At 68.9% G+C, this 18,730-nt stretch carries 17 protein-coding genes; 9 read left to right on the top strand and 8 right to left on the bottom strand.

The window, feature by feature from the left end; genetic code table 11:
- Window positions 1–2,286 (bottom strand): Tex family protein (locus ACSMFO_RS29100; RefSeq protein WP_436461236.1); only part of this gene is annotated, 2,286 nt, incomplete at its 3' end.
- A 161-nt stretch (window positions 2,287–2,447) separates the two neighbouring features.
- Here ACSMFO_RS29100 and ACSMFO_RS29095 point away from each other — a divergent pair.
- Window positions 2,448–3,938 carry a chitinase gene (locus tag ACSMFO_RS29095; RefSeq protein WP_038517914.1) on the top strand — a complete coding sequence of 497 codons (1,491 nt, stop codon included), beginning with the start codon at window positions 2,448–2,450 and terminating at the stop codon, window positions 3,936–3,938.
- Between the two features lie 136 nt (window positions 3,939–4,074).
- Here ACSMFO_RS29095 and ACSMFO_RS29090 read toward each other — a convergent pair whose 3' ends face one another.
- The 3 genes from ACSMFO_RS29090 to ACSMFO_RS29080 all read right to left on the bottom strand — a co-directional run bounded on the left by ACSMFO_RS29090 (window position 4,075) and on the right by ACSMFO_RS29080 (window position 8,388).
- A complete protein-coding gene (locus tag ACSMFO_RS29090; RefSeq protein WP_436461235.1) occupies window positions 4,075–5,742 on the bottom strand; it encodes a GMC oxidoreductase in 1,668 nt (555 codons plus the stop codon).
- Window positions 5,739–7,196 (bottom strand): flavin-containing monooxygenase, encoded by a 1,458-nt coding sequence (locus ACSMFO_RS29085; RefSeq protein WP_038517909.1) that lies wholly within the window; start codon window positions 7,194–7,196, stop codon window positions 5,739–5,741. Before ACSMFO_RS29085 ends, ACSMFO_RS29090 begins: the two co-directional genes overlap by 4 nt.
- Before the next feature lie 88 nt (window positions 7,197–7,284).
- On the bottom strand, window positions 7,285–8,388 hold the full coding sequence (locus tag ACSMFO_RS29080) for a winged helix DNA-binding domain-containing protein (RefSeq protein WP_436461234.1): 1,104 nt from the start codon (window positions 8,386–8,388) through the stop codon (window positions 7,285–7,287).
- A gap of 80 nt (window positions 8,389–8,468) precedes the next feature.
- On the opposite strand from ACSMFO_RS29080, the gene ACSMFO_RS29075 reads away from it, so the two are divergent.
- The gene (locus tag ACSMFO_RS29075; protein WP_436461233.1) at window positions 8,469–9,497 is read left to right on the top strand and encodes an AraC family transcriptional regulator ligand-binding domain-containing protein; all 1,029 of its coding nucleotides are present in this window, start codon (window positions 8,469–8,471) and stop codon (window positions 9,495–9,497) included.
- On the opposite strand, the gene ACSMFO_RS29070 is transcribed toward ACSMFO_RS29075, so the two are convergent.
- Window positions 9,424–10,089 carry a TetR/AcrR family transcriptional regulator gene (locus tag ACSMFO_RS29070; protein ID WP_436461232.1) on the bottom strand — a complete coding sequence of 222 codons (666 nt, stop codon included), beginning with the start codon at window positions 10,087–10,089 and terminating at the stop codon, window positions 9,424–9,426. The two genes, ACSMFO_RS29075 and ACSMFO_RS29070, sit on opposite strands and share 74 nt — an antisense overlap.
- A gap of 125 nt (window positions 10,090–10,214) precedes the next feature.
- On the opposite strand from ACSMFO_RS29070, the gene ACSMFO_RS29065 reads away from it, so the two are divergent.
- Window positions 10,215–10,484: a hypothetical protein gene (locus ACSMFO_RS29065; RefSeq protein WP_436461231.1), complete on the top strand. Its 270-nt coding sequence runs from the start codon at window positions 10,215–10,217 to the stop codon at window positions 10,482–10,484.
- An 88-nt stretch (window positions 10,485–10,572) separates the two neighbouring features.
- Here the strand turns inward: ACSMFO_RS29065 and ACSMFO_RS29060 are convergent, their stop codons facing one another.
- The 3 genes from ACSMFO_RS29060 to paaI are packed head-to-tail and all read right to left on the bottom strand — an operon-like array spanning window position 10,573 to window position 12,832.
- A complete protein-coding gene (locus ACSMFO_RS29060; protein WP_034323145.1) occupies window positions 10,573–11,166 on the bottom strand; it encodes a TetR/AcrR family transcriptional regulator in 594 nt (197 codons plus the stop codon).
- Window positions 11,163–12,446: a phenylacetate--CoA ligase PaaK gene (gene paaK, locus ACSMFO_RS29055; protein ID WP_394363219.1), complete on the bottom strand. Its 1,284-nt coding sequence runs from the start codon at window positions 12,444–12,446 to the stop codon at window positions 11,163–11,165. Before paaK ends, ACSMFO_RS29060 begins: the two co-directional genes overlap by 4 nt.
- 2 nt (window positions 12,447–12,448) lie before the next feature.
- A complete protein-coding gene (paaI, locus tag ACSMFO_RS29050; protein WP_038517894.1) occupies window positions 12,449–12,832 on the bottom strand; it encodes a hydroxyphenylacetyl-CoA thioesterase PaaI in 384 nt (127 codons plus the stop codon).
- Window positions 12,833–13,037: 205 nt separating this feature from the next.
- Here paaI and paaZ point away from each other — a divergent pair, with 205 nt between their 5' ends.
- Genes paaZ through paaE form a run of 6 tightly spaced genes read left to right on the top strand, consistent with a single transcriptional unit; the run spans window position 13,038 to window position 18,700 of the window.
- Entirely contained in the window at window positions 13,038–15,068 is a 2,031-nt protein-coding gene (paaZ, locus tag ACSMFO_RS29045) for a phenylacetic acid degradation bifunctional protein PaaZ (RefSeq protein ID WP_436461230.1), read from the top strand.
- The gene (gene paaA / locus ACSMFO_RS29040; protein ID WP_038517888.1) at window positions 15,065–16,003 is read left to right on the top strand and encodes a 1,2-phenylacetyl-CoA epoxidase subunit PaaA; all 939 of its coding nucleotides are present in this window, start codon (window positions 15,065–15,067) and stop codon (window positions 16,001–16,003) included. Before paaZ ends, paaA begins: the two co-directional genes overlap by 4 nt.
- The gene (paaB, locus tag ACSMFO_RS29035) at window positions 16,003–16,287 is read left to right on the top strand and encodes a 1,2-phenylacetyl-CoA epoxidase subunit PaaB (protein ID WP_037346994.1); all 285 of its coding nucleotides are present in this window, start codon (window positions 16,003–16,005) and stop codon (window positions 16,285–16,287) included. The genes paaA and paaB overlap by 1 nt, the downstream gene beginning before the upstream one ends.
- Window position 16,288: 1 nt before the next feature.
- Window positions 16,289–17,146, top strand: coding sequence for a 1,2-phenylacetyl-CoA epoxidase subunit PaaC (gene paaC / locus ACSMFO_RS29030; RefSeq protein WP_436461229.1), 858 nt, complete (start codon window positions 16,289–16,291; stop codon window positions 17,144–17,146).
- Window positions 17,140–17,628 carry a 1,2-phenylacetyl-CoA epoxidase subunit PaaD gene (paaD, locus tag ACSMFO_RS29025; RefSeq protein ID WP_037346628.1) on the top strand — a complete coding sequence of 163 codons (489 nt, stop codon included), beginning with the start codon at window positions 17,140–17,142 and terminating at the stop codon, window positions 17,626–17,628. Before paaC ends, paaD begins: the two co-directional genes overlap by 7 nt.
- A 1-nt stretch (window position 17,629) precedes the next feature.
- Complete coding sequence (paaE, locus tag ACSMFO_RS29020) at window positions 17,630–18,700, top strand: 1,2-phenylacetyl-CoA epoxidase subunit PaaE (protein ID WP_436461228.1); 1,071 nt, start codon at window positions 17,630–17,632, stop codon at window positions 18,698–18,700.
- Window positions 18,701–18,730: the final 30 nt, after the last annotated feature.

The following is an 18,730-nucleotide window of genomic DNA, read 5'->3' as shown; positions in this document are numbered from 1 at the left end:
GCCGCCCTGGCCGCCGCGCTGGCCGCCTTGACGCTGACCGCCGCCCTGGCCGCGGTCACGACCGCCGCCGCCCTGCTCGCGAGCGGGCTTGCCGGGTTCGTCGTCCAGGCGCAGGGTCAGCGAGATCCGCTTGCGCGGCACGTCGACCTCCAGCACCTTCACCTTGACGATATCGCCCGGCTTCACGACCTCACGCGGGTCCTTGACGAAGTTCTTCGACAGCGCGGAGACGTGCGCGAGCCCGTCCTGGTGCACGCCGACGTCGATGAACGCGCCGAACGCGGCCACGTTCGTCACGACGCCTTCCAGCCGCATCCCCGGCTTGAGGTCGCCGATCTTCTCGACGCCGTCGGCGAACGTCGCGGTCTTGAACGCCGGACGCGGGTCGCGGCCCGGCTTGTCGAGTTCGGCGAGGATGTCGGTCACCGTCGGGAGACCGAAGGTGTCGTCGACGAACTCCGACGGCTTCAGCGCCTGCAGCGTCCGCGTGTTGCCGATCAGCGCGCGGATGTCGGTGCCGGTGGACGACAGGATCCGCCGCACCACCGGATACGCTTCGGGGTGCACCGAGGACGAGTCGAGCGGGTCGTCGCCGTCCGGGATCCGGAGGAAGCCCGCGCACTGCTCGAAGGCCTTCGGGCCCAGCCGCGCGACCTCCTTGAGCCCGCTGCGGGTCTTGAACGGCCCGTTCTCGTCGCGGTGCGCGACGATGTTCTCCGCCAGCGTCGTCGTGATGCCCGAAACGCGGGTCAGCAGCGGCGCCGACGCGGTGTTGACGTCCACGCCGACGGCGTTCACACAGTCTTCGACCACCGCGTCGAGTGACCGCGACAGCGAGATCTCCGACAGGTCGTGCTGGTACTGCCCGACGCCGATCGACTTCGGGTCGATCTTCACCAGTTCCGCCAGCGGGTCCTGCAGCCGCCGCGCGATCGAGACCGCGCCGCGCAGCGAGACGTCCATGCCCGGCAGCTCCTGCGAAGCGAACGCCGACGCCGAGTAGACCGACGCGCCGGCCTCCGAGACGACGGCCTTCGTCAGCTTCAGTTCCGGGTGCTTCTTGATCAGTTCGCCGGCGAGCTTGTCGGTCTCGCGCGACGCGGTGCCGTTGCCGATCGAGATCAGGTCCACCTTGTGCCGGGCGCACAGCGCGGCGAGTTCGGCGATGGACTGGTCCCATTTGTTCGCGGGCTGGTGCGGGTAGATCACGTGGGTGCCGACGACCTTGCCGGTCGCGTCGACGACGGCGACCTTGACGCCGGTGCGGAAGCCAGGGTCGAGGCCCATCGTGGCGCGGGTGCCCGCCGGGGCGGCGAGCAGCAGGTCGCGCAGGTTCGCGGCGAACACGCGGACGGCGTCGTCCTCGGCCGACTGGCGCAGCCGCATCCGCAGGTCGATCCCCAGGTGCAGCAGGATCTTCGTCCGCCACGCCCAGCGGACGGTGTCGCCGAGCCACTTGTCGGCCGGGCGGCCCTCGTTCGAGATGCCGAACTTGTGGGCGATGCGGTTCTCGTACTCGGTCGGCCCCGTGCGCGGTTCTTCGGAGGGCTCCTCCGACTCCATCGTGAGGTCGAGGATCTCTTCCTTCTCGCCGCGGAGCATCGCGAGGATCCGGTGCGAGGGGAGCTTCGTGTAGGGCTCGGAGAACTCGAAGTAGTCGGAGAACTTCGCGCCCTCTTCGGCCTTGCCGTCGCGGACCTTCGAGGCCAGGCGGCCTTCCGCCCACATCTTCTCGCGCAGCTCGCCGATCAGGTCGGCGTCTTCGGCGAAGCGCTCGACGAGGATCGCGCGGGCACCGTCCAAGGCGGCCTGCGCGTCCGCGACACCCTTGTCGGCGTCGACGAACACCGCGGCGGCGGCCTGCGGGTCGGTGTTCGGGTCGCTCAGCAGCCCGTCGGCGAGCGGCTCCAGACCGGCCTCGCGGGCGATCATCGCCTTCGTCCGCCGCTTGGGCTTGTACGGCAGGTAGATGTCCTCGAGACGGGACTTGGTGTCGGCCGCCATGATCGACGCTTCGAGCGCCTCGTCCAGCTTGCCCTGGCTGCGGATCGACTCCAGCACCGCGACCTTGCGCTCGCCGAGTTCCCGCAGGTAGCGGAGGCGCTCTTCGAGCGTGCGGAGCTGGGTGTCGTCCAGCATCCCGGTGACCTCTTTGCGGTACCGGGCGATGAACGGCACGGTCGATCCGCCGTCCAGCAGGTCGACGGCCGCCTTGACCTGCCCCTCGCGCACGCCGAGTTCTTCGGCGATCTTCTGCTCGACTGTCTGCAGGCCCTGCACGCTCACTCCCACGCTCCTGAATCCGCCCTCGGGTGCTCTCGGACCCTGCATTCTGCCGCTCGCGCCGAGCCGACTTTCGTATGGCCTCCCCTAACCGAACCCTTGACAGTTGTATTGGTCTGTACCATTTTGATGTGGCCGACATCACCCGTTCGTGGAGGCCAGTAGTGAAAGTGAAGCCGAAACACGCGTTCCTCGCCCTGCTGTCGTCACTGGCCGTGTGCCTGGGGGTGACTTTCGCGGTCTCGGGCAACGCCTCGGCCGCCAACATCCTGACCAACCCGGGCTTCGAACTCGGGACCACGAGCGGCTGGACCTGCTCCGGCACGTCCTCCGTGGTCACCACGCCGGTCCACTCGGGAAGCCGCGCGCTCAGCGCCACCCCGGCCGGACAGGACAACGCCCGCTGCTCGCAGAGCGTGCCGGTCAAGGCCAACACCGCGTACACGCTTTCGGCGTGGGTGCAGGGCAGCTACACCTACCTCGGTGTCACCGGCACCGGGACGGGGGACAAGAACACCTGGACGCCTGGCGGCGGCAGCTGGTCGCAGCTCTCGCTGAGCTTCACCACCGGCGCGTCCACCACCAGCGTCGAGATCTACCTGCACGGCTGGTACGGCCAGCCCGCGTACTTCGCCGACGACGTGAACCTCGACGGCCCCGGCGGCTCGCCCACCACGACGCCGACCACGCCGACGACGTCCACGAGCCCGACGACCACGACGTCGAACCCGCCGACGACCACGACGAGCACCCCGCCGACCGGGAACCTGCCGAAGCACGTGATCACCGGCTACTGGCAGAACTTCTACAACGGCGCGAAGGCACTCAAGCTCGCCGACGTGCCGACGAAGTACAACATCATCGCGGTGTCCTTCGCCGACGCGACGGCCACGCCGGGCGCGGTCACCTTCACCCTCGACTCCGGTCTGTCGAGCCAGCTCGGCGGCTACACCGACGCGCAGTTCAAGGCCGACATCAAGACGGCGCAGGCGCGCGGGCAGAAGGTCATCCTGTCCGTCGGCGGCGAGAAGGGCACGATCCGCGTCGACTCCTCGGCCGCGGCGACGAACTTCTCCAACAGCATGAAGTCGCTCATCGCGACCTACGGCTTCGACGGCGTCGACATCGACCTCGAGAACGGCGTCAACGCGACCTACATGGCGCAGGCGCTGCGCAGCATCCACGCCGCGGGCGGCACCGTCATCACCATGGCGCCGCAGACGATCGACATGCAGAGCCCGGCGGCGGAATACTTCAAGCTGGCGCTGAACGTCAAGGACATCCTGACCATCGTCAACATGCAGTACTACAACAGCGGCACGATGCTCGGCTGCGACCAGAAGGTCTACTCGCAGGGCACGGTCGACTTCCTCACCGCGCTGGCCTGCATCCAGCTGCAGAGCGGCCTGCGGGCCGACCAGGTCGGGCTCGGCCTGCCCGCCTCCGGTTCCGCCGCGGGTGGCGGCTACCAGGCGCCCGGCAACACGGTCAGCGCGCTGAACTGCCTGGCGAAGGGCACGAACTGCGGCTCGTTCAAGCCCTCGACGACGTACCCGGCGATCCGGGGCGCGATGACCTGGTCGATCAACTGGGACGCCTCGCAGGGCTACGCGTGGTCGAACACGGTGAGCGCGGGCCTGGCCGGCCTCCCGTGATGGTCCGCTAGACCGGGGCGGGGCACCGTCGTCGCGCGGGCGACGGTGCTCCGCCCTTTCCACTTCACGCGTTTCGTCCTCTGGATGCGGTAGTTGGCAGGGCGAACTACCGCATCCAGAGGACGAAACGCGGGGGCTAGAGCGGCGTGAGGGGCAGGCGCAGGGCCGCCGGGGCCTCCGGAGGGACGACGGGCTTCAGCGGCGCGACGGGGGACAGGCGCCGGTAGGCGGAGCCGAGCGGCGGCCGCGGGTCGTCCTCGCCTTTGTTGGGCCACAACGACATCGCGCGTTCCGCCTGCGCGGTGATGGTCAGCGACGGGTTCACGCCGAGGTTCGCCGAGATCGCCGAACCGTCGGCGATGTGCAGTCCCGGATACCCGTGCACCCGCTGGTACGGATCGACGACGCCGGTCTCGGCGCTGTCGCCGATCGCGCAGCCGCCGATGAAATGGCCGGTGACCGGGATGTTCGCCAGATCCGTCCACGCGCCCTGCGCCAGCCCGCCGATCTTGTCCGCCACCCGCCGCGTGACCTCGTGCCCGGCCGGGATCCACTCGGGGTTCGGGTCGCCGATGCCTTGTTTCGTGGTCATCCGGCGGCCGAAGAGCCCGCGTTTCGTATACGTGGTCACGGAATTGTTCAGCGTCTGCATCACCAGCAGTCCGACCATCCGTTCCGACCAGCGTCGCGGGTTGTGCAGCCGCACCAGGTTCCGCCGGTGCCGCCACAGCTCGCGGACGCCCAGCGCCCACCGGCGTTTGCCCGGCTCGGCGTCCACGAGCACCGTCGCGAGCAGCCCCATGGCGTTGCTGCCCTTGCCGTAACGCACCGGTTCGACATGCGTGACGGCGTCGGGGTGGATCGACGACGTGATCGCGACGCCGCGAGTGAAGTCCGTGTCGTCGCGCAGCGAGCGCGCGGCGAGCACAGCCTCGGAATTCGTCCTGGCGAGCAGGCCCAACCGCGGCGACAGCTCCGGCAGGGTGCCCGAATCCTTGAGCGAGTGCAGAAGCCGTTGCGTGCCCAGGGAAGCGGCGGCGAACACGACCTGCCCGGCGGTGAAGGCCCGCTTACCCTTGTGGGCCCACCGTCCTGTCCGGACGGTGTCGACCGCGTAGCCGCCGTCGATCGGCCGGACCGACACCGCGGTGGTCAGCGGATGGACCTCCGCGCCCGCCTTCTCCGCCAGGTACAGGTAGTTCTTGACGGTCGTGTTCTTCGCGCCGACCCGGCAGCCGGTCATGCACTCGCCGCAGTGCGTGCACGGCTTCCGCAGCGGGCCTTCGCCGCCGAAGAACGGGTCGACGTCGCGCGCGCCGAAGTGGACGCCGACCGGGGTCGGCCGGTAGGTGTCCGCGATCCCCATGTCCTCGGCGACTTCGCGCAGCACGCGGTCGGCCGGGGTGACCAGCGGGTTCTCGACCACGCCCAGCATCCGTTTCGCCTGGTCGTAATGCGGGGCGAGTTCGGCCTTCCAGTCGGTGATGTGCGCCCACTGCGGATCCCGATAGAAGGTGTCCGGGGGCTCGTAGAGCGTGTTCGCGTAGACGAGCGAGCCGCCGCCGACACCCGCTCCGCTCAGCACGAACGTGTTCTTCAGCAGCGTGAGCCGCTGGATGCCGTAGCAGCCCAGTTTCGGGGCCCACAGGTACTTCCGCAGCCGCCACGAGGTCTTCGCGAACTCGTCGTCGGCGAAGCGGCGGCCGGTCTCCAGCACGCCTACGCGATAGCCCTTCTCGGTGAGCCGCAACGCGGTCACGCTGCCGCCGAAACCGGAGCCGATCACCAGCACGTCGTAGTTCATCGCGGTCCCGCCGTCCGGTAGTCGCCGAGGTCGAGCGTCTTCGTCCGGCGGTCGTATTCGGTGACCAGACCGGGCCAGTTCGTGCTCACGCGCCCGTTCTCCTGGCGGTACCAGCTGGCGCAGGTCGTCCAGACGCTCTTGCCCAGCCGTCGCTGGATCTCCTCGTCGTACCGTTGCTCGACCTCCGGGACGACGTCCATATAGGACACTTCGGGTTTCGCGAGGTGTTCGACGGCCTGGCGGATGTAGCGGGCCTGCCGTTCGATCATGTAGATGATGGAGCCCGCGCCGAGGTTCGTGTTGGGGCCGTAGACGCAGAACAGGTTCGGGAAACCCGGCACGGTCATGCCGAGGTACGCCCGCGCGCCGCCCTTCCACGCGTCCGACAACGCTTTTCCGCCGAGGCCTTCCACCTTCAGCTCGCCGAGGAAGTCGGTCGCCGCGAAACCGGTCCCGTAGACGATGACGTCCGCCTCGTGCTCGACGCCGTCCTCGGTGAGCACGCCGGACGGGGTGATCGCGCTGATACGCCGCGTCTCCACGGCGACGTTGTGCTGCGCCAGCGCGGGCAGGTACTCGTTGGTGAACAGGATCCGTTTGCAGCCCAGCGGGTAGTCCGGGGTGAGTTTCTCGCGCAGCGCCGGATCCTTGATGTGACGGCGGCGCAGCTGGGCCGTCCGCAGCTCGAAGACCTTGGCCAGCAACGGATGCTTCGTCATCGCGTAGGTCGCGTATTCGGCGAGCAGGAAGATCCGGAGCCTGCCGATCAGCTGCGTCGCGGGCAGGTGCCGGAACAGTCGCTGCTGCCAGCGCCGGTAAGCGGTGTCCCGTTTCGCCATGATGTAGGGCGCGGTGCGCTGGAAGACGGTCAGTTCGCCCGCCTGGCGCTGGAGTTCGGGCACGAACTGGATGGCGCTCGCGCCGGTGCCGATCACCGCGACCTTCTTGCCGCGCAGATCGACGTCGTGATCCCAGTGCGCGGAGTGGAAGCTGGTGCCTTCGAAGGTCTCCTGGCCGGGGATGTCCGGCTGGACGGGTCGCGAGAGCTGGCCGACGGCGGGGACGAAGACGTTCGCTTCGTACGTCTCGCCGCCCGCGGTCTCCACCCGCCAGAGCCCGCGTTCCTCGTCGAAGGCCGCGGAGGTGACGCGGACGCCGAACCGGATGTGCGGTTCGAGTCCGTAGCGGCGCACCACGCGTTTGAGGTACTCGTGGATGTCCGGTTGCAGCGAGAACCGCTTCGGCCAGTCGGGATTGGGCTCGTAGGAGAACGAGTACAGCGGCGACGGGATGTCGCAGCCCGCGCCGGGATACGTGTTCTCCCGCCAGACGCCACCGGGTTCGTCGGCGCTCTCCAGGATGGTGAAGTTCTCGAAGCCGGCGCGTTTGAGCTCGATCGCCGTCCCGACCCCGCCGAAGCCCGTCCCTACGATCAGCACGCTCGTATCGCCCATGCCGATCGAAGTTACCCAGCGGTCACCCCTGGTGGAAGTACACGAGCGGCCACTCAATCGAGATTTTCGGCCACGCCCCCGTCCGCATTCAGAGGACTAAATGCACCGAGTGGGTCTCCGCCTGCGGGTGCGCCCAGGCCAGGAGGCGGTGCGCGGAGCTCTCCAGGGTGTCCAGATCGCGTTTCGGGACGCGCTCGAACGGCGTGATCACCACCGAAGCCGCCTTCTTCACCGTCTTGATCTCCCAGAAGCCCTTCACCATCCCGCCGACCAGGATTGTGCCCTTGACCAGGCCGTTCTGCGTGATGACGACCTTGCGGTGCTCGTCGCTGATCACCCGCGTGCGGTCGGCGTAGGACAGGACGGTCTGGTCGAACGGGCCCAGCAGCCGCGCGGGCGCGGGGGTGTCCGGATCCGGACGCGAGGCCTCGGGCAGGTCGAAGAGCTCGCGGCCGTTCTCGTCACGGAACGTCCGCAGCTCCGGCCGCAGCCGCTCGGCGACGTCGCCGAGTTTCGTGATCCCGGCCCAAGCCTGCGCGTCCTGCACACTGGCCGGCCCGAACGCGGCCAGATAGCGCCGGAACATCGCTTCCGGCGACGGCGCCGTGTCCGGTTCGGCGCCCAGCCAGTCCCCGGTGGTCTGGTACGTCGGCTGCCCGGACTTGCCCCAGACGCCGCGCGGCGGGATCTGCACCAGCGGCAGCAGCGCCCGCGCGACGTGTACCAGCGACGACGGCGCGACGCCTTCCCAGTGCTTCGCCAGTTCCGCGCCGAGGCCTGCCGACGAAAGCGGCCGCTCACCCAGCAGCTTGCGGGCGGTGCGGGCGATCTCCTGGTGGTCGAGGCCTTTGATGTCGGGGCCGTGCTGGGTGTTGCCGAGCACCGAGCGGTCGTAGAGCGGCTGCACGATGGGGCGCCACGCGAGCGCGTCCGACGGCGTGACCAGGTGCACCGTGCCGCGCATGAGCGCGATCCGCACGACGCTCTTGTTCAGCAGGAGGCTCGCCAGGTCTTCCTGGCGGAAGCCGTGCAGCCGGGTCCACAGCGCGAAGTACGGCGGGTTCGGCGCCTGTGCCTGCAGCCCGGCCAGATGCTCGACCGCTTCGAGCGCGGTCATCTTCGAACGCCGGAGCAGCAACTGCCGGTCCAGCATGGCGCGGTTCAGCGCGCGCCTGCTCAACGTGTCGGACATGCCGCTCACCCTAAAGGGGATCAAGGACAGTTATGGTCCTCAATGGGCCGATCGTCGCCAGGGGATCCATAATCCCGGCCATGGAACTACCGCCGCCGGTGATCCGGGACTGGGACTACCCGCGCGGCACGGCGAGCATCGTGCTCATGGCCCGCTTCGCCGCCGAAAACGGTGTCGAGGGGCTGGAGTCCTACGAACACGCCCCAGTGGACGGCCAGGTCGACGCGCGTCAGGAACTCGCGGTGGTCCGGGCCCTGGTCCGCGGGCTCGGCGGCGAGGACGCCGTCGCGCTGCGGCTGAGCAGGCGGTACCGCGTCAGCGCGTTCGGCATCTTCGGGTTCGCGTGCATCAGCAGCCCGACGCTGGGGGACGCGATGCGCTTCGCCCTGCGCTATCTGGACCTGAGCTTCACGTTCTGCATCCCGCACGTGACCGTCGAGGCGGGACGGCTCGCGCTCGCCATGGACGACAGCCGCGTGCCCGGCGACGTCGCCCGCTTCCTGCTGCTGCGCGACCTCGGCGCCATCCACACCGTCATGCGCGACATCCTGCCGGACATCTCCTTGCGCTCCTTGGCCTTCCGGCACGAGCGTCCATCCACTGTGGACGAATACGTGCGGACCTTCGGGCTGGTGCCGTCGTTCTCCGCGCCGTCGCAGGTCGCCACCCTGGACCCGCTCCTGCTCGACAAACCGCTGCCGCAGGCCAACGACCAGACGGTCGCGGTCTGCGCCGCGCAATGCGAGCTGCTGGTGTCGCGGAAACGGGAGCGGTCCGGGATCGCCCAGCAGGTCCGGGAAAGACTGGTGCGGCTCGGCGGTGTCGACGCGGGTATGGAGGAGGTCGCGCGGCAGCTCGCGCTCAGCCCCCGGACCCTGCGGCGACGGCTGTTCGAGGCCGGGACCGGCTACCGGGCCCTGCTCGACGAGGTCCGCCAGGCGCTGGCGGAGGAGATGCTGGACACCGGCGCGCTCACCGTGGAGGACGTCGCGCTGCGGCTGGGCTACGCGGAGGCGTCGAGTTTCATCTACGCCTTCAAACGCTGGAAGGGGATGACGCCGGCGGCCTACGCCCGGCGGAACGCGTTGCGAGCACGGCCGGGTAGGTGACCCGCAGCAGGTGCAGGATCGACTCGGTGAGGAACACCCGCAGCTCCTCCCGGCCGAGCGTGCCGCGGATCAGCCATTCGCGTGACGCCGCGCGCAGCATCCCGCCGTACGACCGGATCATCGCGCGGAGTTCTTCACGACCCTCGGTGACGTCGCTCATCAAGGCGGCCGCGAGCACGCGATCGGCGGCGATCTCGTCACCCTCCAGCATGATCCGCTCGATCTCCGGGTCGCGGCCCACCGCCTCCGGGCCGATCGCCGTCAGCCAGGCCTGCTCGTTGCGCTCGACGACCTCGATCCAGTGCCGGACGCCGATCGCGAGCCGCTCCTCGGCGGTCGTCTCCGGCAGGTTCTCGATCACCGGCGCCGGGACGATCATCATCTGCCGGACGACTTCCAGGTACAGCTCGCGTTTGCCGCCGAAGTAGTGGTTGATCAGCGGCCGGGCCACCCCGGCGGCCTTTGCGATGTCCGAGGTCGAAACCGAGGCGTACGTGCCCTCGCCGAACAGCCGCCGGGCCGCGGTCAGGATCTCGGCGCGCCGGGCGGCCGGTTCGAGGCGGCGCCGCCGGGCTTCCGGATCGGTGCTCATGGGCCGAGCGTAACCGTTTCACGTGGCCGCCTGCCGTTATCCATTCGGAACAACCCGCCGGTAACCCCAGGGGCCCGCCCGGCGACGTTCGGGGCGGGGGGACCGGACGTCATGGGTAGGGACGAATGGCCAGTGCTGAACGCGATCCGGTTCGCCGCGCCGGGCGGTGGGTCAGTGTCCGGCTGCAGCATCGTGACGTCCGGATCCAAGGTGACATCGGGGAGGAAGCCGTCTCGTACGCGGGGATCGTGATCACGAGTTTCGAGAACGGCGCCGAGGTCTGCGAACGCTGGATCCCGCTCGGGGTGGATCCGTCGGAGGCCGACGACGAACAGCTCATCCAGCAGCTGCGCGATGCGCTGGTCTGGCAGGCTCGGCGGCCGCCAAAATCCTGATCACGCGTGATTGGAGCCGTGACTCGCGTGATTGGAGACGGAACGGCCCCAATCACGCGAGATCCGCCTTCAATCACGCGAGTTACGGCTATTGGGTCCGCAGGCCGTCGAAGGCGATCTTGCACACCGCGTCCGCGAGTTCGGTCCCGGCGGAGCCCCGGCGCGGCCGGTACCACTCGATCAGCGAGTTCACCATGCCGTACAGCAGGCGCGCGGTGACCGCGGGATCGATGTCCGGCCGCACGTCGCCCTCGGTTTCGGCCTGTTTCACCAGTTCCGTGACGAGCCGGTCGAATTCGCGCCGCCGCGCGAGCGCCGCCCGTTCGATTTTGGTGTTGCCGCGCACCCGCAGCAGCAGGGTGACGAACGGCAGCTGGTCGACCAGCACCAGGACGCTGCCCCGCACCAGATGCTCCAGCTTCTCGATCGCCTTGCCCTCGAAGGATTCCGTCTCGGCGGCGACGGCGAACAGGCCGTTCAGCGCGCGGTCGACGGCGAGCCGCAGCAGCTCCTCCTTGCTCGGCACGTGGTGGTAGATCGCGGATTTCGTGATGCCGAGCTTGCGGGAGAGGTCCTCCATGCTGGTGCCGTCGTAGCCGCGCTCGTTGAACAGCTTCACCGCGACCTGCAGCAGCGACTCGAGGTCGTACCCGGGGCGCCCCCGGCGGGCGGGGGTGCTCAAGCGCGGTCCCGTTCGTCGAGGACGCGGCGCATCTTGCCCAGCGAACGTTCCAGCGTGTCCGGGTCGACGACCTCGACGCCGACGCTCACGCCGACCCCGTCCTTCACGCCGGCGATCAGCCGGGCGGCGGCCTCGGCGCGCTGCTCGGCGGTCGCGTCCGGACGCGCTTCGACGCGGACGGTCAGGTGGTCCATCCGGCCCTTCGTGGACCGGATCAGCTGGAAATGCGGCGCGAGCGCGGGGGTCACCAGCACGACTTCCTCGATCTGCGTGGGGAAGACGTTGACGCCACGCAGGATGATCATGTCATCGCTACGCCCGGTCACCTTTTCCATCCGCCGGTACGCCGGCCGCGCGGTGCCCGGCAGCAGCCTGGTCAGGTCGCGCGTGCGGTACCGGATGATCGGCAGCGCCTGCTTGGTGAGCGAGGTGAACAGCAGCTCACCCTCGGCGTCGGTCGGTTTCTCGGTGAACGGGTCGATCACCTCGGGGAAGAAGTGGTCCTCCCAGATGTGCAGCCCGTCCTTGGTCTCGACGCATTCCTGCGCGACGCCGGGGCCCATCACCTCGGACAGGCCGTAGATGTCGACGGCGTCGATGCCGACGCGTTCCTCGATCTCCGTGCGCATCTGCTCGGTCCACGGCTCGGCGCCGAAGATGCCGACCTTGAGCGAACTCGTCTGCGGGTCGATGCCCTGCCGCTCGAACTCGTCGAGCAGCGTCAGCATGTACGACGGGGTGACCATGATGATCTCGGGTTTGAAATCGGTGATGATCTGCACCTGCCGCGCGGTCATGCCGCCGGACGCGGGGATCACCGTGCAGCCGAGCTTTTCGGCGCCGTAGTGCGCGCCGAGCCCGCCGGTGAACAGGCCGTAGCCGTAGGCGACGTGGACCTTGTCGCCCGGCCGCCCGCCCGCGGCGCGGATCGAGCGAGCCATCACTGTCGCCCAGGTGTCGATGTCTTCGGACGTGTAGCCGACGACGGTCGGTTTCCCGGTGGTGCCGCTGGACGCGTGGATCCGGCTGACCTGCGACTCCGGCACGGCGAACATGCCGAACGGATAGTTGTCGCGCAGATCCTGTTTGGTGGTGAACGGGAACTTCGCCAGGTCTTCCAGCGCCTTGCAGTCGTCCGGGTGAACGCCCGCCTCGTCGAACTTCCGCGTGTAGAAGGGCACGTTGTCGTACGCGTGCCGCAGCGTCCACCGGAGGCGCTTCAGTTGCAGCGCCTGGAGTTCGTCGATGGTGAGGTTTTCGGCTTCGTCGCTGAAAGTCATCGTCACGCCTTCTGGATGGTGCGGCTGCGGCCGCGGAATTCGGCGACGACCTCCGGCCCGTCGGGGGTCTCCCGGTGCACGGTGACGTCGTAGATGCCGTTGCGGCCGTAACGCGTCCGTTCGGTGGCGGTGGCGATGAGGTGGTCGCCGAGTTTGCCCGCCGCGACGAAGGAGATTTCCGCGCCGGCCGCGACGGTCACCGGTCCGTGGCTGTTGCAAGCGCAGGCGAAGGTCGTGTCGGCCAGCAGGAAGACGTAGCCGCCGTGGGCGATGTCGTGGCCGTTGACCATCGTCTCGGTGATCCGCATGGTGGCGACGGCGTGGCCTTCGGCGGCCTCGATCAGCTCGATGCCCAGCGCCTTCGACGCCTGGTCGTCGGCGAACATCGTGTGCGCGGCGTTGCTAGTCAAGCCTGACCACCTGGTTACTGACCGAATGGACGGTTGTTAAAGGGTGCCGCAAGTAAAGGCGCGCTTTCGGGCAGATGTCAAGGGTCCACCGCCGTCGGGGGGTTTGCAAGACCCGGGTCACGAGCTACAGTGAATTACTGAACGGACGGTCTGTTAATCCCACCATCGAAGGGTCGGCCCCATGGCATTGCTGCGCAGCTACGTCTCCGGCGGGTGGCACACGGCGGAAAGTGACGGAGTACCGCTGCACGACGCCTCCACTGGCGAGGAGGTCGCCCGGGTCTCGTCCGACGGCATCGACTTCGCCGCCGCGCTCGACTACGGCCGCCGCGTCGGCGGCCCCGCCCTGCGTGAGCTGACCTTCCACCAGCGTGCCGCGCTGCTGAAGGCGCTGGCCTCCCACCTGCGTGAACACCGCGAGGAGCTGTACGCGCTCTCGGCGCGCACCGGCGCGACCAAGGGTGACTCGATGGTCGACATCGACGGCGGCATCGGCGTCCTGTTCGCCTACTCCAGCAAGGGCAAGCGCGAACTGCCGAACGACACCGTCTACGTCGACGGCAACGTCGAGCCGCTGAGCAAGGGCGGCACCTTCGTCGCCCAGCACATCGCCGTCCCCCTGCGCGGGGTCGCCGTCCAGATCAACGCCTTCAACTTCCCCGTCTGGGGCCCGCTGGAGAAGTTCGCGCCCGCGTTCCTCGCCGGGGTGCCGAGCCTGATCAAACCTGCCAGCCAGACCGCGTACCTCACCGCGCGGCTCGTCGAGATCATCATCGAATCCGGCATCCTGCCCGAGGGCGCACTGCAGTTCGTCGCGGGCAGCGTCGGCGACCTGCTCGACCACGTCACCGCGCAGGACCTGGTGTCGTTCACCGGCTCCGCCTCGACGGCGCAGAAACTGCGCGCGCACCCCGCGATCGTGCGCAACTCGGTCCGGTTCAACGCCGAGGCCGACTCGCTGAACCTCTCGATCCTCGGCCCGGACGCCAAACCCGGCACCACCGAATTCGATCTCTTCGTCAAGCAGCTGACCACCGAGATGACGGTCAAGGCCGGGCAGAAGTGCACCGCCATCCGCCGCGCCTTCGTGCCCGCCGACCTGCTGGACGACGTCGCCGAGGCCGCGAGCGCGCGGCTGGCGAAGACCACCGTCGGCAACCCCACCGCCGAAGGTGTGCGGATGGGCGCCCTGGCCAGCCTGGAGCAGCGTGAGGAGGTCCGGCGGTCGCTCAAGGCGCTGCTGGACGTCGGCACGGTCGTCTTCGGCGACCCGGAGCAGGTCGAGGTCGTCGGCGCGGACGCCGAACGCGGCGCGTTCATCTCGCCGGTCCTGCTGAAGGCCGACCCGGAGCGTTCCGAGCCGCACGAGGTCGAGGCGTTCGGCCCGGTGTCGACGCTGCTGCCCTACACGTCGACCGAACAGGTCATCGAGCTCGCCGCACGCGGCGGCGGCAGCCTCGTGGGTTCCGTCGTCTCGGCGGACCAGGAGTTCGTGCGCGAGGTCGTCCTCGGCGTCGCGCCGTACCACGGCCGTCTGCTGGTGCTGGACGCCGAAGACGCCAAGGAGTCCACCGGCCACGGTTCGCCGATGCCGCAGCTGGTGCACGGTGGCCCCGGCCGCGCCGGTGGCGGCGAGGAGATGGGCGGTGTCCGCGGCGTGCTGCACCACATGCAGCGCACGGCGGTCCAGGGCAGCCCGAAGGTGCTGAGCACGGTCACCGGCCGCTGGGTCGCCGGCGCGCCGCGTACCGAAGGCGATGTCCACCCGTTCCGGAAGTCCTTGGCGGAGCTCAAGATCGGCGACTCCGTGGTCGCCGGTCCGCGCACGGTCACCCAGGAGGACGTCGACCACTTCGCCGAATTCACCGGTGACACCTTCTACGCCCACACCGATCCCGAGGCCGCGGCGGCGAACCCGCTGTTCGGCGGGATCGTGGCGCACGGGTACCTCGTGGTCTCGTTCGCCGCCGGCCTGTTCGTCTCGCCGGAGCCCGGCCCGGTGCTGGCGAACTACGGCCTGGAGAACCTGCGGTTCCTCACCCCGGTCAAGGTCGGTGACTCGCTGACCGTGACCTTGACCGCCAAGCAGATCACCCCGCGCATCGACCAGGAGTACGGCGAGGTCCGCTGGGACGCGGACGTCACCAACGCCGACGGCGACTCGGTCGCCAAGTACGACGTGCTCACCCTGGTGGCGAAGGAGCAGTCATGACCGCGACGTTGCCGGAAGAAGACCTCGAACGGCATTTCGAGGCGACGATCGAGCGCGATCAGCGCATCGAACCGCGTGACTGGGTGCCCGAGGGCTACCGCAAGACGATGATCAGGCAGATCGCGCAGCACGCGCATTCGGAGATCATCGGCATGCAGCCGGAAGGGAACTGGATCACCCGCGCGCCTTCCTTGCGGCGCAAGGCGATCTTGCTCGCGAAGGTGCAGGACGAGGCCGGGCACGGGCTGTACCTGTACTCCGCGGCCGCCACGCTCGGCGCCGATCGCGCGGATTTGACCGACAAGCTGATCAACGGCAAGCAGAAGTACTCGTCGATCTTCAACTACCCGACGCTGACCTTCGCCGACGTCGGCGTGATCGGCTGGCTGGTGGACGGCGCGGCGATCTGCAACCAGGTCCCGTTGTGCCGCAGCTCGTACGGGCCGTACGCGCGCGCCATGATCCGCATCTGCAAGGAGGAGTCCTTCCACCAGCGGCAGGGTTTCGAACTGCTGATGACCATGATGCGCGGCACCGAGAAACAGCGCGAGATGGTGCAGGAGGCGGTGAACCGCTGGTGGTGGCCGTCGCTGATGATGTTCGGCCCGCCGGACGCGGATTCACCGAACACCGCGCAGTCGATGGCGTGGAAGGTCAAGCGGCACACGAACGACGAGCTGCGCCAGCGCTTTGTCGACATGTCCATCCCGCAGGCCGAGGCGCTGGGCGTCACCTTCCCGGACCCGGACCTGAAGTGGAACGCCGAACGCGGGCACTACGACTTCGGCGCCGTCGACTGGGACGAGTTCAAGAACGTGTTGAAGGGCAACGGCCCCTGCAACGCCCAGCGCGTCGCGCACCGGCGGCGGGCCCAGGAAGACGGCGCGTGGGTGCGGGAAGCCGCCTCGGCGCACGCAGCGAAGAAGGGTTCGTGATGAAACACGACTGGCCGTTGTACGAGGTGTTCGTCCGGGGCAAGCGCGGGCTGAACCACGTGCACGTGGGTTCGCTGCACGCGGCGGACGACGACATGGCGTTGCACCACGCGCGGGATCTGTACACCCGCCGCAACGAGGGCGTGTCGATCTGGGTCGTGCGCGCGTCGGACATCACCGCGTCCTCGCCGGACGAGAAGGACCCGTTCTTCGCGCCCAGCGGCGACAAGGTGTACCGGCACCCGACGTTCTACGAAATCCCCGACAACGTCCCCCACATCTGACATGAGCTTCGACAACGCCTATGAGGCGATCACCGAGGAGAACGACTCCCGCTGGGCCTTCGGCACCGGGTTCGAGGATCCGCTGTCCGGTGTGGACACCACGATTCCGTCCGGTGTGGACGGTGCGCGGCTGGCGGCCTACTGCCTGATGCTCGGCGACGACGCGCTGATCTTCTCGCACCGGCTGCAGGAGTGGTGCACGAACGCGCCCGAACTCGAGGACGAGGTCGCGATCGCGAACATCGCCCTCGACCTGCTCGGGCAGGCGCGGCTGCTGCTGGCCCGCGCGGGCAAGGCCGACGGCAGCGAGCGTTCGGAGGATTCGTACGCCTTCTTCCGGAGCGAGCAGGAGTACCGCAACGTCCGCCTCGCCGAACTCGAAGGCGGGCACTTCGGACACCTGATCGCGCGGCTGCTGGTGTTCTCGATCTGGCGGCTCGCTTTGCTGCAGCAGCTTCAGTCCTCTGTGGACCCCGTGCTCGCGGCCATCGCGGAAAAGGGTGTCAAGGAAGTCGCGTACCACCGCGACTACGCCGCCCAGTGGGCTGTGCGCCTCGGCGACGGCACCGAGTTGTCCCACACGCGGATGCAGGAGGGCCTCGACGCGGTCTGGCCGTACGTGGACGAGCTTTTCGCGGCGCACGAGGCCGAGTTCGTCGAGTCGCCGTCGCTGCGGCCGGAGTTCGACGCGATCCTGGACCAGGTGCTGGCCGTCGCGACGCTGAAGCGTCCCGAAATCGGTGCCATCGCCGGGGTTTCCGGCCGGATGGGCCGCGACGGCGTGCACACCGAGCGGATGGGCTTCCTGCTGGCGACGCTGCAGAGTGTCGCCAGGGAACATCCGGACGCGACATGGTGACCGCGTACGCCGTGGCGGCCACGGTCACCGACCCGGAACTGCCGATGCTGACGCTCGCGGACCTCGGCGTGCTGCGTGAAGTGTCCGAAGAGGACGGCCGGGTGGTCGTCGCGATCACCCCGACCTACACCGGCTGTCCGGCGATGGACACCATGCGCGACGACCTCGTGCACGCGCTGACCGGCGCGGGGTACGGCGAGGTCGAAGTCCGCACGGTGCTCCAGCCCGCTTGGTCCACCGACTGGATCACCGAGGACGGCAAGCGGAAACTGGCCGAGGCCGGGATCGCGCCGCCGGGGGCCGCGCCGCGGCGGACCGGGCCGATCCCGCTCACGCTGAGCCCGGCGGTGTCGTCGGTCCGCTGCCCGAACTGTGGTTCCGCGGACACCGAGGAGCAGTCCCGGTTCAGCGCGACGGCGTGCAAGGCCTTGCGCCGCTGCCGGTTCTGCCTCGAACCGTTCGAACACGTCAAGGAGATCTAGCGTGACCGCCACCCTGCGCCGCACGGGCTTCCACACCCTCACGGTGTCCGACGTCCAGCGTTTGTGCGACGACGCCGTCGCGGTGACCTTCGACGTGCCCGAAGACCTCGCGGACACCTTCCGCTTCAAGGCGGGGCAGTCGCTGACCCTGCGCCGCGAGATCGACGGCCGCGACGAGCGCCGGTCGTACTCGATCTGCGCGCCCGCCGGCGCGGCGCCGCGGGTCGGCGTCCGTGAGGTGCCGGGCGGGCTGTTCTCGTCGTGGCTCGTGCGCGACGTGAAACCCGGCGACGAGATCGAGGTCGCGCCGCCGACCGGAAACTTCAGCCCCGACCTCGAAGCCGCCGGGCATCACGTGCTGATCGCGGCCGGATCCGGGATCACGCCGGTGTTGTCGATCGCGTCTTCGCTGCTGAGCGACTCCGACGCGACGGTGACCGTGCTCTACGGCAACCGCCGTACGGACACCGTCATGTTCGCCGACGACCTCGCGGATCTGAAGGACCGTCACCCCGCGCGGCTCGAACTCGTCCACGTGCTCTCCCGTGAGCCGCGCGAGGCCGAACTGTTCACCGGGCGGCTCGACGTGGAGAAGCTGCGGCGGCTGTGCTCCGTGCTGATCCCGGTCGAGGACGTCGCGCACTGGTGGCTGTGCGGGCCGTTCGAGATGGTGACCGGCGCGCAGGAACTCCTGCGCTCGCTGGACGTCGCCGACGAACGCGTGCATCAGGAACTGTTCTATGTGGACACTCCGCCGGAGCCGGTGCATCACGTCGACCCGGCCGTCGTGGGGGCGTCCAGCGAGGTCACGCTGGTCCTCGACGGCCGGTCGACGACGATGACGCTGCCGCGCGGGACTTCGGTGCTCGACGGCGCGCAGAAGTTCCGCCCGGATCTGCCGTTCGCCTGCAAGGGGGGCGTGTGCGGCACCTGCCGGGCGAAGATCTGCGACGGCAAGGTGGACATGCGGCGCAACTTCGCGCTGGAGAAGGCCGAAGTCGACGCCGGTTTCGTCCTCACCTGCCAGTCGGTGCCCGTCTCCGATGCCGTCACCGTGGACTTCGACGCCTGACCCACCCTCGCGTTTCGTCCTCTGGATGCG

Source organism: Amycolatopsis sp. w19 (assembly GCF_051373225.1).
GTDB classification, from domain to species: domain Bacteria; phylum Actinomycetota; class Actinomycetes; order Mycobacteriales; family Pseudonocardiaceae; genus Amycolatopsis; species Amycolatopsis japonica.
The sequence above is the reverse complement of the archived record's forward strand: the minus strand, read 5'-3'. Positions and strand labels throughout refer to the sequence as shown.